The organism is Tepidibacter thalassicus DSM 15285 (genome assembly GCF_900129915.1).
Classification (GTDB): Bacteria; Bacillota; Clostridia; order Peptostreptococcales; family Peptostreptococcaceae; genus Tepidibacter; species Tepidibacter thalassicus.
Window position 1 is genome coordinate 130,278 of sequence record NZ_FQXH01000005.1, and the last position, 19,373, is coordinate 149,650.

Here is a 19,373-nt window from a genome sequence, read left to right on the forward strand (position 1 = left end):
GGTGAAAGTCTAGTAACATAGTTATACTGAAAAGAGCCATGGAGGATATTTTCTGAACTATTTAGTAGGAAAATACGGTTCCCGCCGTTAAAGGGTAATGAGTGGATATGATTATTCATATCAATAAGAATGGCAACACGGGAAGTAACTCTCGTTTCTTAATTTTAAGAAATGGGAGTTTTTTTATTATAAAAATAAAGGAGGTGTTTTTGACAAAAAATAAAAGAGGCATTATAATTTAATAGTTGAATTTGGTGATATGCTTTTTAATTTTATTAATAAGTAATAAAGTGAGGAGGTAATATCGTGATTTATAAATATTCGTTTGATAATTTAAAAGATATATTAAGTTATAGTGATGTTGAGTCTAAGGTGAAAAATGTTTTAAGTGAATATAATTTTGTGGATGGAATAGAATATGATGGGGAATATATAAATATAGTTATAAACAAAGAATTGAAACAAATTGCTAAGGAAAATGAATTGAATTTAAATAAAGCCATTGAAAATTTTAGAAAAAGTTGCTAAAAAATAGAGTGGTCATATGACCACTCTATTTTTTTATCAATAGAATGCAAAATTGAATATGATAATATAACTAAAGTGGTATTTGAAATAAATGGAGGGGTTAGTATGATCAAATGTCCTAGATGCAATAAACAAATATCTGCAAGACCGGGAACTGTATGTCCAAGGTGTAAAAGAAAAGTAAAACCAACTGATGTAGGATATATATTTTGTCCAGAACCTGAGTGTAAAGCGGTATTACCAAAGAGTGCTATATATTGTCCAAAATGTGGTGCTAAAATTAGAAATGAGAGTATAAATGAAAAATTGAGTAAAGTGGTTAAGAAAATTGAAAAAATACTCAATTCATTTTAAAATCAAAAGGATTATTAGAAAAAACTAATAATCCTTTTGATTTTTGGGTATAGTATTTTTATTTTTGTAAACAATGAAAATAGCCCTTTTAATGTAAATGCAAATAATTTGCATTTACATTGAGAATGTGATATATTTTTTGTTACAGAAAAATTACATAAAATGAGGGGGTTGGTTATGAAAAATAAAATTGTAGTTATATTTATCATGATTGTTATGTTATTAACTGTAGTAGGGTGCACAGATAATACAAAACAAAAATCTATAGAAAAAAATAAAATATTAGTATATGCAAGTTTTTATCCAATGTATGATTTTGCAAAAAATATTGGAGGAGAAAAAATTAATTTAAAATTAATGATTCCTTCAGGAATTGAACCTCATGATTGGGAACCTACGGCTAAAATTATGGGAGAAATTGAAAAAGCTGATGTGTTTATATATAATGGTTTAGATTTAGAGCCATGGGTTGATAAACTTATTGGTTCTATTGACAATGAAAAATTAATAACGGTAGAAGCGTCAAAAGGTGTACATTTATTAGGAGTTCATTCTAATGAGTATGAACATGATCATGGGAAATATGATCCTCATGTGTGGCTTGATCCAATAAATGCTATAAAAGAAGCAGAAAATATAAAAAATGCTTTTATAAAAGCTGATGCTGAAAATAAAGATTTTTATGAAAGAAATTATAAAGAATTTGTTGACAAATTAAGTAAATTAGATAAAAAATATAAAAATGAGCTTTCTAATTTAGAAAAAAAAGAAATTGTGGTTTCTCATGCAGCTTTTGGATATCTTGCAGATAGATATGGATTAAAGCAAATTGCTATTAGTGGATTATCTCCACAAGAGGAACCTAGTGCAGCTAAAATTGCAAAATTATCTGATTTTGTAAAAGAGCATAATATAAAATATATTTTCTTTGAAACTTTAACTAGTCCTAAATTATCAAGAGTTTTAGCTGAAGAAGTTGGAGCAAAAACTTTGGTTTTGAATCCTATTGAAGGATTAACTGAAGAAGATATAAAAAATAATAAAAATTATATAATTATTATGGAAGAAAATTTAGAAACATTAAAAAAAGCGTTAGGAGAATAAAAAAATGAGTAAGGTTGTGAGTTTGAAAAATGTATATTTTGGATATGAAGGTAAATTAGTTCTTGAAAATATCAATGTAGATATATATGAAGGAGATTATTTTGGAATAGTAGGAGCGAATGGATCGGGAAAAAGTACGTTAATAAAGCTTATGTTAAATATATTAAAGCCATTAAAAGGTAGTATAAAATTATTTGATACAGATATTAATAAGTTTAAAAATTGGGGAACAATTGGGTATGTAAATCAAAAAGCAACTTCTTTTAATACTAGTTTTCCAGCTACTGTAGAAGAAGTAGTAGGACTTAATTTATTTTCAAAAATAGGTATGTTTAAGCGTATAAAAAAGAAAGATTTACAAAAAGTTTATGAGGTTCTTGAAATTGTGGGTATGCAAAATTATACAAAAAAGTTAATTGGTAATTTGTCAGGAGGGCAGCAACAAAAGGTTTTTATAGCTAGAGCATTAATTAGTTCTCCGAAAATTATTTTTCTTGATGAACCTACTGTAGGGATAGATATGAAATCTCAAGAAGAATTTTATGAGCTATTAGAAAGATTAAATAAAGAGTTTAACATAACAATTGTTATTATATCTCATGATATAGGAATTATTTCAGAAAAAGTAAATAAATTAGCGTGTATTAATAATAAAAGATTAATTTTTCATGAAAAAAATTTAAATATTTCTAAGAGTAATATCTTAAAAGAGATTTATGGAGATGGAATAAGAATTTTAAGTCATAATTATAACGAAAAATAAAGGAGTAATAAAAAATGCTAGAAATGTTACAATATGGGTTTATACAAAGGGCGTTGATGGCAGGAGTAATTGTAGGTGTCTTATGTCCTTTAATAGGAGTTTTTATAGTTTTAAGGAGAATGTCTTTAATAGGAGATAGCTTATCTCATGTTGCTTTAACAGGGGTAGTATCAGGTATACTTTTGAATGTGTATCCTATAGTTTCAGCATTAATAACTTCGGTAATTGCAGCATTTGCTATTGAAAAGCTCAGAAAGAATTATAGTGAGTATGCAGAACTTTCAATTGCTATTATTCTATCGGCAGGCATTGGGATTGCAGTTGTTTTAATGAGCTTTGTACAATCATTAAATGTAGATTTATTTGGATATTTATTTGGAAGTATTACAACGGTATTAAAAGAAGATTTATATATGATAGGTATTATAGGATTTTTCATTATACTTTTTGTAAAATTATTGTACAAAGAGTTATTTTATATAGCTTTTGATGAAGAAGGAGCAAAACTTTCTGGAATACCAGTAAAGTGGATTAATTTGATTTTTACCATAATGGTAGCAGCGACTGTTACTTTATCTATGAGGATTGTAGGGGCATTATTAGTATCTTCTTTAATGGTAATACCTGTAGCGACAAGTTTACAAATATCAAATAGTTTTAAACAAACTACAATATTGTCTGTAATATTTGCTCAAGTTTCTATTATATTGGGAATTATAATTTCTTATTATTTAGAAATAGCATCAGGAGGAACTATAGTAGTATTATCTATTTTTATTTTAATTTGTGTAATTACAATTAAAAATATGAGAAAAATATTTTTGGATATATATTAAATTTTATTTAATTTTACATTTATTGCAGTAGCCGTATAATTCAAATTTATGATCTGTTAAAACAAAATTGTTATTAGTTATATTTGAAATGATTTTTTCAAGAGGACAGAAATTTATTTTTTCTGTTTTTCCGCAATTTTTACAAATAATAACATGATTATGTTGTTTTTTATTTTGTATTAATTCATATTTAAAATAGTTTCCATCTATATTTATTTTGTGAATTATATCTATTTTTTCCAATATCTCTAAATTTCTGTATACTGTGGAGAGATTTGTTTTTATATTTTTTTCTTTTAATTTTGAAAATATTTCTTCAGCAGATAGAAAATGGTTTTTATGTTCAAATAGGGTTTTGATGATGCCTTTTCTTTGATTTGTGAGTTTATATCCGTTGTTTTTTATTTTTTTTTCTAGTGTTTTTATATCCATAATTATTCACTCCTAAATATAGTTTATTATTATTGTATAATAATATAAATAGGAGTTCAATTTTAAAATGTATAAAATATGAAAGAAGGGATTTAGATGAATAAAATAATAACGTTAATGGATAACTATTCAAAAGAAAAAAAATTTATATCTGAACATGGTTTATCTATGTATATTGAAAAAGATGGAGTAAAAATTTTGTTTGATACAGGACAAAGTAAAAATTTCACAATAAATTCAAGGTTGTTAAATGTAGATCTTTCAAATTTAGATTTTGTAGTTTTAAGTCATGGTCATTATGACCATACAGGAGGGTTTAGGTATTTGGTCGAGAATTTTAAAAGTGAATATACTCTTTTTGTTGGAGATAAATTTTTTAATGAAAAGTATTCTTATAATGGGGAGAACTACAGATTTTCAGGTAATAATTTTGATTTAAAATTTTTGGTAGAAAATAATATCAATATTAATATCGTAAAAAAAGATATAGTTGAAATTTGTAAAGATGTATTTATAGTGAAAAATTTTGAAGCGAGTAGTGGGTTTGAAAAAATTAATAAAAGATTTTATTTAAAAGAAAATGGTGAATATAATATTGATAATTTTGATGATGAAATAGCTATTGTAATAAAAACTGAAAAGGGTCTTGTTGTTGTAGTAGGCTGTTCTCATATTGGTATAGTAAATATTTTAAGTACTATAAGAGATAGATTTAAACAAAGAATACATATGGTTTTAGGAGGAAGTCATCTTAAAGAAGCAGATTCTAATAGGATTGATATGACTATTGATTATTTGAAAAATGAAAAAATAGATATTGTATCTTTATGTCATTGTACAGGAGATGAAGCTATTGAAAAGTTATTAGATAGTGGAATAAAGTTTTTAAAAAATTCTGTAGGTACAATTATAAATTTTTAGAACTAGGTTAAAATCTAGTTCTTTTTTTTAATTCTATTTTGATATTTACAGACATATAATCTTTTGAGTAGGCTTTAGGGGGGAGAGGTGTGTTTGTTATAATAAATAAAAGAAAATTTATTATTAGTTTTATTTGTTTATTGATATTAAGTTTTGTAATATTACCATTTAATTTTAAATCAGATATAACAACGATTTTTAATAATAATGAATGTCTTCTGATTTTAGAAAAAATATTTGAATTGAGAAATAAAGCTTTGCTTGAAGAAGATTTAAATATATTAAATAATTTATATGATAAAAGTGTAAAATATGGAGTTTGGGCATATGAGCATGAATTGAAAAAAATGAAATATTTACATAAATGGGCTGATAAACAGGGAGTAGATTTTAAAAGTATAAGAACTAAAATAAAGATAAATCGTATAAAGACAATAAATGATGGGTATTCAATAAATTTTATAGTATCAACAGAGTATAAATATGTTTATAAAAATGATTTAGATAATGTTAATTTTTTTAGGATAGGAACATATCATATTTTAAATATAATAAAAAAAGAAGAAGGATGGGTTATAACTAAAGAATGGTATACAGATCCTTTTGCTGATTCGCTTAATTTAGATGAGATAGAATACAAAGATATAAAGGAATATATTTTAGCTCAAGAAAAAAAGGATTTATCGAATTTAAATGAAAGAAGGAAAAATGCTGTTGATTATGCAGATAAATTTTGTGGTGCAGCTGGAAATGATGAAGATGGATTTAAATATAATAAAAAGTATAGAAATTATAATTATTTAGGAGGAGATTGTGCAAATTTTGCTTCTCAAATATTACATGAAGGAGGTAATTTTAAAAAAACATACATTTGGAATTATAATAAAACTGGAGGAAGTAAAGCGTGGATAAATGCACAAGCCTTTAAGGATTATATGTTAAATAGTGGTAGAGCTTCTTTGATAGCGTATGGAAATTATGGTAAAGTTTATAAAGCTGCATATAATTTATTACCAGGAGATTTTGTAGCATATGAAAAAAAGGGTAAGGTAACTCACATTTCAGTTGTGACTGGATTAGATTCAAGAGGATATGCATTAGTAAATTGTCATAATACAGATAGATATAGAGTTCCTTGGGATTTAGGATGGAGTAATAGAGGAATTAAATTTTGGTTAATAAGAGTACATTTTTGATATTGACAAAAATTCGAAAATATAGTATTATAGTACATGAGTAACAAATAGTTTTATTTGTTTCAAATTTGTTTTATTTTGGGAGGATATTTTAGAATGAAAAAAGGAATAGTTAAATGGTTTAATGCAGAAAAAGGTTATGGATTTATATCTATCGAAGGAGAAGGAGATGTATTTGTACATTTTTCAGCTATCCAAACAGATGGATATAAAACTTTAGAAGAAGGACAAAACGTTGAATTTGAAGTAGTTGAAGGTGCTAGAGGACCTCAAGCTGCTAACGTTGTTAAGTTATAATCGTCAATTTGTATATAATTATATAGTTTATATATAGATCGATTATAATAAATATAAAAAGATGCCGCTTTACATTTAATGTGTAAAGCGGCTTTTAATGTTTGTTAGAAAATAATAAAACTTGACAACTTTTATTGTGTAACGTAATATACTATTGATATTATATTTTGCCAAATAGGGGAGAGACATATATGAATATTGCTTTTTTTCTTACACCTAAAAAGGATGTGGCTTATATATCGCCAGATTCAACTATGCGTCAAGCTTTAGAAAAAATGGAATATCATAGATATACGGCTATTCCTATTATTGATGATAATGGGAAATATATAGGGACTATAACTGAGGGAGATTTGCTTTGGAAATTAAAAAATACTCCTGAATTGAGTTTTAAGAATACAAGTAAAATTTTATTGAAAGATGTACCAAGACATATGAATAATAAACCTGTATCTATTAATGCGAATATAGAAGATTTGATTTCTATTGCTGTAAGACAAAATTTTGTGCCTGTAGTTGATGACCAGCAAATATTTATAGGTATAATAAAAAGAAGTGAGATAATAGATTATTGTTATAAGTTTTTATTTAATAAGTAGATTAAACGAGCTGTATCAAAATTTTATTTTGATACAGCTCGTTTCTTTAGGTAAATAGTTATTGACTTAAAGTAATATTTTATATATACTTTGATTATCAAAATATTTGAAAATCAAAAAATAAAGGAGCTGAATTTATGAGATTACCATCTCTTAATATAGGAGAATTAATAGCAAAAGTACCTATTATTCAAGGTGGAATGGGAATTGGAGTTTCAAGATCTTCATTGGCAGCGGCTGTGGCGAATGAAGGAGGGATTGGAGTTATTTCAGGTGTGCAGATAGGATTTACAGAAGAGGATTTTAGAACAAATAATAAAGAGGCAAACATTAGAGCGTTGAAAAAAGAGATAAGAAGAGCAAGAGAACTTAGTCCAAATGGAATTTTGGGTGTTAATTTTTTAGTTGCCATGAAAAATTACAAGGAAATGGTAAAAACTGCTGTAGAAGAAAAAATAAATTTAATTATTTCTGGTGCAGGATTACCAAAAAGTTTACCGGAAATGATTAAAGGTTCTAAAACTAAAATAGCTCCAATTGTATCTTCAGGAAAAGCGGCTGAATTGATATCTAAATTGTGGGATAGAAAGTATAATTATATACCAGATTTAATTATTGTAGAAGGACCTAAGGCAGGTGGACATTTAGGATTTTCAATGGAAGAATTAGATTTACATAAAAAGATAGATTTGTTTGATATTGTGGAAGAAGTTATAGAAAAATTGAAACCTTTTAAAGAAAAATACAAAAAAGATATTCCTGTTATTGCTGCTGGTGGAATATTTGATGGAATTGATATTGCAAAATGCATTAAAATAGGTGCTGCTGGAGTGCAAATGGGGACTAGATTTGTAGCTACTCATGAATGTGATGCAGATATAAACTATAAGAAAGCGTATTTAAATTCAAGTCAAGAGGATATTGAATTAATTAAAAGTCCTGTAGGTCTTCCTGGAAGAGCTATTAATAATAATTTTGTTAAAAAAACTAAATTGAATAATATACTTGTAAAAAAGTGTTATAATTGTTTGGTTAGTTGTAATCCTAATACTACACCTTATTGTATAACAGAAGCACTAATTGCTGCTGTAAAAGGTGATATAGAAAATGGATTGATTTTTAGTGGTAGTAATGCATATAAATTGGATAAAATTGTTTCTGTAAAAGAACTTATATTTCAATTAGTTACAGAAGCCAATATAGCTTTAGAATAAAAAAATATATTAAAGTGGTGGTAAAATTGAATGAAGTTATAAAGGAGTTAAATAAACTTATAGTAGATATTTTTTATGATATAATATGCATTGAAAAAGAGATATTTAGTAAAGGTGAATTTAAAGATTTATCTATAAATGAAGTGCGAACAATTCAGGCTATTGGATTGGATGAAGCGAGAAAAATGTCTGAAGTTGCTATGGACTTGAAAATTACAATAGGAACACTTACTACTGCTATTAATAGATTGGAAAAGAAGGGGTATGTTGAAAGGTTAAGAATAGAAAAAGATAGGAGAGTTGTAAAAATTAAATTAACTGATAAAGGAAAGTTGGTATATAAAATTCATGAAGATTTTCATTATGAAATTATAAAAAATATAGTTTGTACTATGAACAAAGATGAACAAAAGGTGCTTATACAATCTTTGCAAAATGTACGCGATTTTTTTAAAACTAAATATTATTAAAATTTCACATAATATGTAAAAGCCTGTGTTTAACATAGGCTTTTTTTATAATGAATAGGAAATTATAATCTTTTTGAATTGTGGATAAATATAATTTTCGTTATGAAATTTTGAGCAACGGAATTCGTTGGCGATATGAAATTTTAAAAAAGTCTACATTTAAAATCTTTAGAATGAAGACTTTTTTATTTAATAAAATTGAAATTAGCACATAAAAACAGAAAATGTGTAAATAACTATGAAAAAGAGAGATAAATAAGAATAATAATTTTAATTTAAATTATAAGAGAAAATATAGAAACAAATAAGATTTTTATGTTTTATATATATAGTATATAATTATCTAGTTCCCTGTTTGAAGAAGTTAATCAAGTGGAGGTGGTAATAAAATGGAAAACACAACAGAATTGGCGGTAAATGGAATAATGACGATGTCAGCAGTGATTTTAGTAATAGGGATGATTTTTTCTAAAATAAGTAGAATTGTAAAACTACCAGATGTAGTTTTATTTTTAATTGCAGGTATTATAATAGGACCATCTGTATTAAATTTAATAAGTGCTGATGCTTATCCTACTGCAAATCAATTTATACTTATTTTTGGATCAGCTTATATTTTATATGATGGTGGTAGAGAAATAAAATTGAAAGTTTTAAATAATGTTAAAATAACAGTAGGGCTTTTAGCGACTATTGGGGTTGCAATATCTGCATTTAGCATAGGTTTTGTATCGATGAATATATTTAATATTCCATTTATTTATGCGCTTTTAATAGGGGCAGTAATAGCTTCAACAGATCCTGCTACTTTAGTTCCTGTTTTTAAAGCTGTTGCTATAAAAGATAGATTAAAACAAACTGTAATAAGTGAATCTGCTTTTAATGATGCAGCAGGAGCTATATTAGTTTTTTCTATATTAACTATTATTGAGTCTGGTAAAATTTCTTTAACTCACAATTTAGAAGAATTAATAATTATGATATTAGGTGGAATTTTTGCCGGTGCATTAGTTGGAATACTTTTTTCAATTTCTATATCAGAGGGTAAATTTGGTTTATTTCATGAATTTGCACCGTTAGTTTCAATAGTAGCAGTTATATTATCGTATATATTTGCTGAAAAAATACATGGTAGTGGATATATGGCTACATTTATTACAGGGTTAGTTTGTGGAAATAAAAAAACTTTTAAATTATGGGTTCCTAGTGAAGATTTTGAAATACAAACTCATGTAAGAGATACACTTGCTATTATAATGCGTATGGCTATATTTGTATTATTAGGAACTCAAGTTGATTTTGTATCTTTAGCTAAGTATTGGAAAGAATCTCTTTTAGTTATTTTAGCTTTAGTTTTAATTGTAAGACCTATATCTGTAATAGTGTGTACTTTAATAGATAGAAAGATAAAGTGGAAGTTTAATGAAATACTTTTTATGATGTGGGTAAGAGAAACAGGTGTTATTCCAGCTGCTTTATCTGGGATGATTATGAGTATGGATATAAAGTATAAAGGAATTTTATCGTCTGTAGTATTTATGGCTATATTGATAACTTTAGGGATTCAGGCAAGTACTACTAAAATAGTAGCTAAAAAATTAAATGTTTTAGAAGATGTTAAAAAATAGTTAATATTGTATTTTAGTGAATTATAAGATGAAAACCTCTTTAAAAATTAAGAGGTTTTCTTTTATTATAAGTTGATTTTTACTTCGTATTTATTTTTTAGTTTTTCTATTTTTTCAAAATATGCAATTTGTTGTTTTCTATATAGTATTTGATTAAATATTGAATCTTTTACTTCAGAAAGAGGTTTTATTGTTTCTTCTTTTTTATCATATACTTTTATTATGTGATAGCCAAATTGAGTTTTAATAGGTTTACTTATTTCATTTTTTTTCATTTCAAAAGCTGCTTTTTCAAATTCAGGAACCATTTGTCCTTTTGTAAAATATCCTAAGTCTCCACCGGTTTGATTTGAAGGACATTTTGAGTATTTTTTAGCAGCGTCTTCAAAAGAAAGTCCATTATGTAATTTTTTTAATATTTCTTCTGCTTGAGTTTTTTCTTCTACAAGAATATGACTTGCTTTTACACTTTCTGGAGATTTAAATTGTGATTTATTATTATTGTAAAAATCATTTATTTCTTTTTCTTCAACTATTACGCTGTTTAATAATTTATTAATTGAATATTGTTTTAAAAAGTTTTCTTTTATTTTTTCCATTTCAGTTTTGAACTCTTCTTCTTCATCAACTTTATTTTCTATTGCTTCTAAATAAAATAATTCTTGATTTATTAAGTCTTCTAATAATTTTTTTCTTCCTTCTTCGGAATTGAATTGCATACTTCTTTGAGTTCCAAGACTTTTAAGAGCTGATTCAACATCATTTTTTGTTATTTCTTTTTTACCAACTATAGCTAATATATCTTTTTTTTCCATAAAATAAACTCTCCTTTATAATTTTATTCTTTCATATAATAACAAAAAGAATGCATTATGTCCAATTTTAAGTGTTAAATATAAAATAAAAATATAAATCCAAATTTTTCTTTGAATTAAATTTTTATATTTTTATAAAATAAAAATAAGTAAAATTATAAAAAAGGAAGTGTTTATATGGGACAAAAAAATAGAAATGGTGTTCCACAAGGAAGAAAAAATGCGAATATGATGATGTCAGAAATGGCTAGTGAACTTGGAATACAGAGTTATGATATAGAAAATAAAGTTAATTTAGCAGCTATGGGAGAAAGTAAATACAGTAAAAAGACAATGAATAAATTAAATAGAAAAAACAAAGGTAAATAAAAAACAAAAATAACCTCAAGAATGAGGTTATTTTTGTTTATATCAGTTAAGACTAAAAGAAAAAGGAATAATATAATTATATAGATTAAATAATACTCTTATAATAGTTATAGGAGGTAAGATATGAAAAATACAGATATTATAGCTGACTTTCTAATGTTTAATGATATATCAAAGAAAATAAATAATGTTAATAGTAGGGATAAAGAAAATTTAATTTTATTAGAACAATTAGTAGAACAGTATATTAAAAATTATGGGAAAAAGGGAAATTGTTTATTAAGGAAATTAAGCCTGATTAAAGATAATAATTAAGGTTACATATATTTTTGAATATCTTTACAACTAAGAGAAAATATGTTAAGATTTTTATATAAAATTAAATAAATACTAAATCCTTCAGGGCAGGGTGAAATTCCCGACCGGCGGTATAGCCCGCGAGCCATATTTATGGCAGACTTGGTGAAATTCCAAGGCCGACAGTAAAGTCTGGATGGAAGAAGGAGTAGTTATATCTATAATGTATTTTATATGGATATAATATATTTTGCTATACGCAAATAAAGCCCTGAGAATAATATTCTTAGGGTTTTTATTTTTTTAAAGTTAAAGTAGGTGATTTATTTGAATGTTAATTATATGAAAAGAGCGTTGGAACTAGCAAAATTAGGAATAGGATATGTAAATCCTAATCCTCTTGTAGGAGCAGTAATTGTCAAGGATGGAAAAATAATTTCAGAGGGGTATCATCAATTTTACGGAGGACCTCATGCAGAAATAAATGCATTTAAAAATACTATTGAAGATGTAAAAGGAGCTACTATGTATGTAACCTTGGAGCCTTGTTCTCATTATGGAAAAACTCCTCCATGTGCACAGGAAATTGTTAAAAAAGGTATAAGTAAAGTTGTAATAGCGATGAGAGATCCAAATCCTATTGTATCAGGTAAAGGTATAAAAATACTCAAAGAAAATAAAATAGAAGTTATATATGGTGTGCTTGAAGAAGAAGCTAAAAAATTAAATGAGATATTTATAAAGTATATAACTGAAAAAGTTCCTTTTTGTATTCTTAAAACAGCTATGACATTAGATGGTAAAATAGCTTGTTATACAGGAGATTCAAAATGGATTACAAATGAATTTTCTAGAAAATATGTGCATGAACTTCGACATAGAGTTTCTGGAATAATGGTGGGTATTGAAACTGTATTTATGGACAATCCGCGATTGACAACTAGATTAAAAGATAAAAAAGGAAATAGTCCTATAAGAATAGTAGTAGATAGCAAAGCTAGAATTCCACTTGATTCTAATGTACTTAATAAAGATTTAGAGGGAAATACAATAATAGCTACAACGGAGTTTGCTCAAGAAAATAAAATTAAATCTCTTAAAGAAATGGGTTTAGATGTAATTGTAACACCAATAAAAGACAATAAAGTAGATTTAAATTATTTAATGAAAGAACTAGGAAAAATAAATATAGATAGTGTTCTTTTAGAAGGTGGAAGTACATTGAATTATAGTGCTTTAAATGAAGGGATTGTAGATAAAGTAATTTTTTTTATAGCCCCTAAGATTTTAGGAGGAATTAATGCAAAAACTCCAGTTGGTGGACAAGGAAAAGAATATGTTAAAGATGCTTTTAAGTTATATGATTTAAAAATGTCAAGATTTGAAGAGGATTTTATGATACAAGGATACATAAGAAAGAGGGAATAATTATGTTTACAGGACTTGTAGAAGAAATAGGTACTGTAGAGTCTATTACTAAAGGCTTTAAAAGTGCAAAAATTATTATTAAAGCAAAAAAAATATTATATGATGTGAAGTTAGGAGATAGTATAAGTACTAATGGAGTATGTCTTACTGTAACTGAATATGATAATGATAAATTTTGCGTAGATGTTATGGCTGAAACTATGAGAAAAAGTAATTTGAAAAATTTAAAAAGAGGGAGTAAGGTTAATTTAGAAAGGGCATTAAGAGTAGGGGATAGGCTAGGAGGACATATAGTTAGTGGACATATTGATGGGATAGGAATTGTAACTAGTCTTGAAAAAGAAGAAAATGCAACTTGGATATCAATATCTACATCTTCTGATATATTAAAATACATTGTATATAAAGGATCAATAACTATAGATGGAGTAAGCTTAACTGTTTCTTATGTTGATGACAATATATTTAAGGTTTCTATAATACCACATACAAAAGATGAAACTACTCTTTTGACAAAAAATATAGGAGATGAAGTAAATTTAGAGTGTGATCTGATAGGTAAATATATAGAAAAATTTTTGTTATTAAAAGAGGATTCAAAAGTAAAAAAAGATATTGATGTTGATTTTTTAAGTCAGCATGGTTTTATATAGATTCTACAAAAATATGAGGTGAAAATATGAACAAATTTAATACTATTGAAGAAGCTATAGAAGATATTAAACAAGGAAAAATGATTGTAGTTGTAGATGATGAGGATAGGGAAAATGAAGGAGATTTACTTATGGCAGCAGAAAAAGTAACTCCTGAAGCTATAAACTTTATGGCTACATATGGCAGGGGGCTTATATGTATGCCTATAGTTGAAGAAAGACTGAGAAAACTTGATATTCCACAAATGGTTTCTAATAATACAGATACATATGAAACTGCATTTACTATATCTATTGATGCAATAGAAACTACTACAGGTATATCTGCATATGAAAGAGCTATTACAATACGTAAGGCTTTAGATCCTAAATCTACTTTTAATGATTTTAAAAGACCGGGTCATATATTTCCTCTTAAGGCAAAAGAAGGAGGAGTATTAAAAAGAGCTGGACATACTGAAGCTGCTGTAGATTTGGCAAGACTTGCTGGACTTTATCCTGCTGGAGTAATTTGTGAAATTATGAATGAAGATGGAACCATGGCTAGAGTTTCTCACCTTATGGAATATGTAAAAAAACATAATCTTAAAATTATTACAATAGCTGATTTAATAGAATATAGGAGAAAAAATGAAATTTTAGTAAAAAGAGTAACAGAGGCTAATATGCCTACAAAATATGGAGATTTTAAAATTATTGGATATGAAAACAAATTAAATGGTGAACATCATATTGCTCTTGTGAAAGGAAATGTATCTGATGGAGAGCCTGTTTTGGTTAGAGTTCATTCAGAGTGTTTAACAGGCGATGCTTTTGGTTCATTAAGATGTGATTGTGGTGAGCAGTATTCTATTGCAATGGAAAAAATAAATGATGAAGGTAGAGGAGTGCTTGTATACATGCGTCAAGAAGGAAGAGGAATAGGTCTTATTAATAAGTTAAAGGCTTATGCTCTTCAAGATAAAGGTATGGATACTGTGGAAGCAAATTTAGCATTAGGATTTCCAGAAGATATGAGAGATTATGGAATAGGTGCTCAAATTTTATTAGATTTAGGAGTACAAAAAATAAAATTAATGACTAATAATCCTAAAAAATTATGTGGATTATCAGGTTATGGTATAGAAATAGTCGATAGAGTTCCTATACAAGTGAATCATAACGAAAGAAATGTTTATTATTTAAAGACGAAAAAAGAAAAATTAGGACATATGTTAAATTTTAAGGAGGATAAATAAAAATGAAGATTTATGAAGGAAATTTAATTGCAAAGGGTTTGAAATTGGGTATTATTGTTGGAAGATTTAATGAGTTTATAGGATCGAAATTACTATCTGGTGCTATTGATGCAATTAAGCGCCATGGAGCTGAAGAAAATGATATTGAAATAATTTGGGTTCCAGGAGCTTTTGAAATACCTTTAGTTGCTAAAAAAATGGCTAAATCAAAAAAATACGATGCAGTTATATGTCTTGGAGCTGTTATAAGAGGTGCTACTCTTCATTTTGATTATGTATCTAGTGAAGTTTCAAAAGGAATTGCAAATGTATCTTTAGATACAGAGGTTCCTGTTATATTTGGAGTACTTACTACAGATACTATAGAACAAGCTATTGAAAGGGCAGGTGCTAAAGCTGGTAATAAAGGTTATGAAGCTACTGTAACAGCTATAGAAATGGCAAACTTGTTAAGAAAATTTTAGTAGAAATCCGGTATTATTTTGATTTAAAAAAATAATACCGGATTTTATTATTTAATAAATTTAGTTAATATATTTTTATATTTTTTTTCTCTTAAAATAATGTGTATGAAGAATTTCATGAGCTTTTTCACCATAAGGTTCACCTAAAAATTCTTTATATAATTTTTGGATATATGGATTTTCATGAGATTTACGAAGTTTTTTAGATCTATCTTCTTTGTATAAGCCTTCAGCGCGTTTTGAAATTATTTCTAGATTGCCATGGTGGTAAGGTTGACCACCTCCACCGACGCATCCTCCAGGACAAGCCATTATTTCGATTGCGTGGTAATTTGATCTTCCTGATTTGATATCTTCTAATATTTTACGAGCATTACCAAGTCCACTTGCTACTGCTACGTTTATATTTATATTGTTTATTTTTATAGTAGCTTCTTTAATTCCATTTATACCTCTAAGCTTATTAAATTCTATATTTTCTAATGGTTTATTTGTAATCCATTCATAAGCAGTACGAAGAGCAGCTTCTAAAACTCCGCCAGTTGTACCAAATATTACAGATGCTCCTGTAGATTCTCCAAGAGGATTATCAAAATTATTGTCTTTAAGAGAATTAAAGTCTATTCCTGCTTCTCTTATCATTTTAGCAAATTCTCTTGTTGTTATTACAATGTCTACATCTCTTATATTTTTATTGCTGAGTTCGGGACGAGTTGCTTCATATTTTTTAGCAACACATGGCATTATAGATACAATTACCATGTTTTTAGGATCTATATTCATTTTTTGAGCAAGATAGGTTTTGGCAATTGCTCCAAACATTTCATGTGGAGATTTACAAGTTGAAGGTATATCTAAAAGATCTGGAAATTGATGTTCAAAGAATTTAATCCAAGCAGGGCAACAGCTTGTAAGCATTGGAAGTTTAGTATTATTTTTTATTCTATAAATAAGTTCAGATGCTTCTTCGATTATAGTTAAATCTGCTGCGAAATCAGTATCAAAGATTTTATCAAATCCTAAAATTTTAAGTGCGGATACTATTTTTCCTGTTACAATTTCGCCAGGTTGCATTCCAAATTCTTCTCCTAAAGAGACTCTTATAGCTGGTGCTACTTGAACTATAACTGTTTTTTTGTCATCATTTAAAGCGTCCCATACTTTAGAAATATTATTAACTTCTGTTAATGCTGCTGTAGGACATACTGCTATGCATTGACCACAAAAAGTACATGAAGTTTCGAGTATAGGGTTATAAAAAGCTGGTGAAATGATTGTTTCAAAACCACGATTAACTCCGGATAGAACATTTACTGTTTGAACTTCGTTGCACATAGTTTCACAACGTCTACATAAAATACATTTATCTAAATTTTTAACAATTGAATAACTTGATTTATCTATGCCGTGATTTGAAGTTTGACCTTTGTATTTAATTTCTTGAATTCCAAGTTCAGCAGCTAGAGACTGAAGTTCACAATTTGTATTTTTTTCACAAAGTAGACAATCTTGAGGATGATTTGATAAAAGAAGTTCAACTATATTTTTGCGGGCTTTAATTGCTCTTAGTGTGTCAGTTCTGATTATCATTCCTTCTGATACAAGAGTTGAACATGCAGGAAGAAGATTTTTTTTTCCTTCAACTTCAACTACACAAACACGGCAGGAAGAAACTTTATTAATCATTTTGATATCGTGAAGATCAAGATGGCACAAAGTTGGTATTTTGATATTTAAGGCTTTTGCAGCTTCTAAAATTGTAGTTCCTTTTGGAACTGCTATTTTTTTGTTGTTAATTGTTATATTTATTAAATTCACATTATCACCTCGCAAACTATTTTTTTATTATTGCATTGAATTTACATTCTTCTAAACAAGCTCCACATTTTAAACATTTTTGAGAATCTATTGTGTGTTGTTCTTTTATTTTACCGGTTATAGCATTTGCAGGACATATTTTAGAACATTTAGTACATCCAATACATTTATCTGTAATAAAATAGTTAAGGAGTGCTTGACATGATCCAGAAGAGCATTTTTTATCATTAACATGTTCTTCGTACTCATTCATAAAATATTTCATTGTACTTAAAACAGGGTTTGGTGCTGTTTTACCAAGACCACATAAAGAAGTGTCTTTAATAGTTTGAGCAAGTTCTTTTAAATTAGATAAATCTTGTTCTGTTCCTTTGCCTTCTGTAATTTTTGTAAGTATTTCGTGTAAACGTTTGTTTCCTATGCGACAAGGTGTGCATTTTCCACAGGATTCATCTACAGTGAATTCAAGGAAAAATTTTGCTATATTAACCATACAGTCGGTTTCATCAAGTACAAGCATTCCGCCTGATCCCATCATAGATCCTATAGCATTTAATGAATCAAAATCTATAGGAGTATCTAAAAATTTTGGGGGAATACATCCGCCAGAAGGGCCTCCTGTTTGTACAGCTTTAAATTTTTTTCCATTAGGAATTCCGCCGCCAATTTCATATATAATTTCTCTTAATGTAGTTCCCATAGGAACTTCAACGAGACCTATATTGTTTATTTTTCCGCCAAGTGCAAAAACTTTTGTGCCTTTAGAGTTTTTAGTGCCTATACTTGAATACCAATCAGCTCCTTTATTTATTATTACAGGAATATTAGCATAAGTTTCTACATTGTTTACACAAGTAGGTTTTTTCCATAAACCTTTTTTAGAAGAACTTATAGTTTTCATTCTAGGTTCTCCGCGATTTCCTTCTATAGAATGTATAAGGGCTGTTGCTTCTCCACATACAAATGCTCCAGCACCGTATTTAAGTTTTATGTCAAAATCAAATCCTGTTCCCAATATATTTTTACCAAGAAAACCAAATTCTTGAGCTTGATTAATAGCTATTTTTAATCTGTGAATTGCAAGAGGGTATTCGGCGCGAATATATATATATCCTTTGTTAGAACCTATAGCATAACCGTTAATTGCCATGGCTTCTAGAATAGAGTGAGGATCTCCTTCAAGTATAGATCTATCCATAAATGCACCAGGATCCCCTTCATCTGCATTACAAATTACGTATTTTTCATCAGAGATAGCTTTTTTAGTTGATTCCCATTTTATTCCTGTAGGAAAACCAGCGCCACCTCTACCTCTTAATCCAGATTTTTTAATTATATCAATAACTTCATTTTGAGACATAGAAGTTAATATTTTCCCAAGAGCCATATAGCCATTTGATGCTATATATTCATTGATATCTTCAGGATTTATAAGTCCACAGTTTCTAAGTGCTATACGCATTTGTTTTTTATAAAAAGACATTTGATCATGTCGTTTAACTTTTTGTTTTATAGTGGGTTCTTCAAATAAAAGTCTTTCTATAACATTTCCGTTAATAATATGTTCATGAATAATTTCATAAGCATCATTTGGAGATACGTGAACATAGAAAACATTATCAGGGAAAATTTTTATTATAGGACCTTTAGCGCAAAAACCAAAACATCCTGTTAAAGAAATTTTGACTTTATTTGAAAGATTTGCATTATCTACACATTTTTTTAAATTTTCAATTATTTTATTGCTTTCTGAAGAATGGCAGCCAGTTCCACCACAAACTAAAATTTCTTTTAATTCATTATTTTTATAGTTTTCATAATGATTTCTTAAATTTAATAAAGGTTTTAATTTTTCATTGAGCTTAATGAGTTCTTGATAAGATTTTATTTTATTCATAAGCAGTTACCCCCAATATACAAAAAATTATATTAAATTTCTAATAATTATT

22 protein-coding genes, 1 riboswitch and 1 other annotated feature (1 of these 24 only partly in view) are annotated in these 19,373 nt (G+C 27.4%); of the genes, 18 read left to right on the forward strand and 4 right to left on the reverse strand.

The window, feature by feature from the left end; all coding sequences use genetic code 11:
* Nucleotides 1-162, forward strand: a binding site (T-box leader); it begins 55 nt to the left of the window's first position.
* A gap of 144 nt (nt 163-306) precedes the next feature.
* From BUA19_RS00740 to BUA19_RS00760, 5 genes are all read left to right on the forward strand, one after another.
* Nucleotides 307-528 carry a hypothetical protein gene (locus tag BUA19_RS00740; RefSeq protein WP_072722959.1) on the forward strand — a complete coding sequence of 74 codons (222 nt, stop codon included), beginning with the start codon at nt 307-309 and terminating at the stop codon, nt 526-528.
* A gap of 105 nt (nt 529-633) precedes the next feature.
* Entirely contained in the window at nt 634-882 is a 249-nt protein-coding gene (locus BUA19_RS00745; RefSeq protein ID WP_072722960.1) for a hypothetical protein, read from the forward strand.
* Between the two features lie 177 nt (nt 883-1,059).
* Complete coding sequence (locus BUA19_RS00750) at nt 1,060-1,986, forward strand: metal ABC transporter substrate-binding protein (RefSeq protein WP_143145341.1); 927 nt, start codon at nt 1,060-1,062, stop codon at nt 1,984-1,986.
* A 4-nt stretch (nt 1,987-1,990) separates the two neighbouring features.
* Nucleotides 1,991-2,749 carry a metal ABC transporter ATP-binding protein gene (locus tag BUA19_RS00755; protein WP_072722962.1) on the forward strand — a complete coding sequence of 253 codons (759 nt, stop codon included), beginning with the start codon at nt 1,991-1,993 and terminating at the stop codon, nt 2,747-2,749.
* 14 nt (nt 2,750-2,763) lie between these two features.
* The gene (locus tag BUA19_RS00760; protein ID WP_072722963.1) at nt 2,764-3,585 is read left to right on the forward strand and encodes a metal ABC transporter permease; all 822 of its coding nucleotides are present in this window, start codon (nt 2,764-2,766) and stop codon (nt 3,583-3,585) included.
* Nucleotides 3,586-3,588: 3 nt separating this feature from the next.
* Here the strand turns inward: BUA19_RS00760 and BUA19_RS00765 are convergent, their stop codons facing one another.
* Nucleotides 3,589-4,017: a Fur family transcriptional regulator gene (locus BUA19_RS00765; protein ID WP_072722964.1), complete on the reverse strand. Its 429-nt coding sequence runs from the start codon at nt 4,015-4,017 to the stop codon at nt 3,589-3,591.
* A 96-nt stretch (nt 4,018-4,113) separates the two neighbouring features.
* Here BUA19_RS00765 and BUA19_RS00770 point away from each other — a divergent pair, with 96 nt between their 5' ends.
* The 7 genes from BUA19_RS00770 to BUA19_RS00800 all read left to right on the forward strand — a co-directional run bounded on the left by BUA19_RS00770 (nt 4,114) and on the right by BUA19_RS00800 (nt 10,342).
* Nucleotides 4,114-4,938, forward strand: a complete 825-nt coding sequence (locus BUA19_RS00770; protein ID WP_072722965.1) for an MBL fold metallo-hydrolase — start codon at nt 4,114-4,116, stop codon at nt 4,936-4,938.
* A gap of 89 nt (nt 4,939-5,027) precedes the next feature.
* The gene (locus BUA19_RS00775; RefSeq protein WP_072722966.1) at nt 5,028-6,134 is read left to right on the forward strand and encodes an amidase domain-containing protein; all 1,107 of its coding nucleotides are present in this window, start codon (nt 5,028-5,030) and stop codon (nt 6,132-6,134) included.
* 96 nt (nt 6,135-6,230) lie between these two features.
* Nucleotides 6,231-6,431 (forward strand): cold-shock protein, encoded by a 201-nt coding sequence (locus BUA19_RS00780; RefSeq protein WP_072722967.1) that lies wholly within the window; start codon nt 6,231-6,233, stop codon nt 6,429-6,431.
* 191 nt (nt 6,432-6,622) lie between these two features.
* The gene (locus BUA19_RS00785; RefSeq protein ID WP_072722968.1) at nt 6,623-7,030 is read left to right on the forward strand and encodes a CBS domain-containing protein; all 408 of its coding nucleotides are present in this window, start codon (nt 6,623-6,625) and stop codon (nt 7,028-7,030) included.
* Between the two features lie 137 nt (nt 7,031-7,167).
* Nucleotides 7,168-8,244 carry an NAD(P)H-dependent flavin oxidoreductase gene (locus BUA19_RS00790; protein ID WP_072722969.1) on the forward strand — a complete coding sequence of 359 codons (1,077 nt, stop codon included), beginning with the start codon at nt 7,168-7,170 and terminating at the stop codon, nt 8,242-8,244.
* Between the two features lie 26 nt (nt 8,245-8,270).
* Complete coding sequence (locus BUA19_RS00795) at nt 8,271-8,714, forward strand: MarR family winged helix-turn-helix transcriptional regulator (protein ID WP_072722970.1); 444 nt, start codon at nt 8,271-8,273, stop codon at nt 8,712-8,714.
* A gap of 389 nt (nt 8,715-9,103) precedes the next feature.
* Nucleotides 9,104-10,342 carry a cation:proton antiporter gene (locus BUA19_RS00800; protein ID WP_072722971.1) on the forward strand — a complete coding sequence of 413 codons (1,239 nt, stop codon included), beginning with the start codon at nt 9,104-9,106 and terminating at the stop codon, nt 10,340-10,342.
* A gap of 65 nt (nt 10,343-10,407) precedes the next feature.
* Here BUA19_RS00800 and BUA19_RS00805 read toward each other — a convergent pair whose 3' ends face one another.
* Nucleotides 10,408-11,157, reverse strand: a complete 750-nt coding sequence (locus BUA19_RS00805; RefSeq protein ID WP_072722972.1) for a peptidylprolyl isomerase — start codon at nt 11,155-11,157, stop codon at nt 10,408-10,410.
* Nucleotides 11,158-11,334: 177 nt separating this feature from the next.
* Here BUA19_RS00805 and BUA19_RS00810 point away from each other — a divergent pair, with 177 nt between their 5' ends.
* From BUA19_RS00810 to ribH, 6 genes are all read left to right on the forward strand, one after another.
* Nucleotides 11,335-11,526: a hypothetical protein gene (locus BUA19_RS00810; protein WP_072722973.1), complete on the forward strand. Its 192-nt coding sequence runs from the start codon at nt 11,335-11,337 to the stop codon at nt 11,524-11,526.
* A gap of 123 nt (nt 11,527-11,649) precedes the next feature.
* A complete protein-coding gene (locus BUA19_RS00815) occupies nt 11,650-11,841 on the forward strand; it encodes a hypothetical protein (protein WP_072722974.1) in 192 nt (63 codons plus the stop codon).
* A 76-nt stretch (nt 11,842-11,917) separates the two neighbouring features.
* Nucleotides 11,918-12,035, forward strand: a riboswitch (FMN riboswitch).
* 130 nt (nt 12,036-12,165) lie between these two features.
* Nucleotides 12,166-13,251, forward strand: a complete 1,086-nt coding sequence (ribD, locus tag BUA19_RS00820; protein WP_330388965.1) for a bifunctional diaminohydroxyphosphoribosylaminopyrimidine deaminase/5-amino-6-(5-phosphoribosylamino)uracil reductase RibD — start codon at nt 12,166-12,168, stop codon at nt 13,249-13,251.
* 2 nt (nt 13,252-13,253) lie between these two features.
* Nucleotides 13,254-13,904, forward strand: coding sequence for a riboflavin synthase (gene ribE, locus BUA19_RS00825; RefSeq protein ID WP_072722976.1), 651 nt, complete (start codon nt 13,254-13,256; stop codon nt 13,902-13,904).
* Between the two features lie 26 nt (nt 13,905-13,930).
* Nucleotides 13,931-15,142: a bifunctional 3,4-dihydroxy-2-butanone-4-phosphate synthase/GTP cyclohydrolase II gene (locus BUA19_RS00830; protein WP_072722977.1), complete on the forward strand. Its 1,212-nt coding sequence runs from the start codon at nt 13,931-13,933 to the stop codon at nt 15,140-15,142.
* A 2-nt stretch (nt 15,143-15,144) separates the two neighbouring features.
* Nucleotides 15,145-15,606: a 6,7-dimethyl-8-ribityllumazine synthase gene (gene ribH / locus BUA19_RS00835; protein ID WP_072722978.1), complete on the forward strand. Its 462-nt coding sequence runs from the start codon at nt 15,145-15,147 to the stop codon at nt 15,604-15,606.
* 75 nt (nt 15,607-15,681) lie between these two features.
* On the opposite strand, the gene BUA19_RS00840 is transcribed toward ribH, so the two are convergent.
* Both BUA19_RS00840 and BUA19_RS00845 read right to left on the reverse strand, forming a co-directional pair.
* Complete coding sequence (locus BUA19_RS00840) at nt 15,682-17,424, reverse strand: NADH-dependent [FeFe] hydrogenase, group A6 (RefSeq protein ID WP_072722979.1); 1,743 nt, start codon at nt 17,422-17,424, stop codon at nt 15,682-15,684.
* A gap of 16 nt (nt 17,425-17,440) precedes the next feature.
* On the reverse strand, nt 17,441-19,321 hold the full coding sequence (locus BUA19_RS00845; protein WP_072722980.1) for an NADH-quinone oxidoreductase subunit NuoF: 1,881 nt from the start codon (nt 19,319-19,321) through the stop codon (nt 17,441-17,443).
* Nucleotides 19,322-19,373 lie beyond the last annotated feature (52 nt).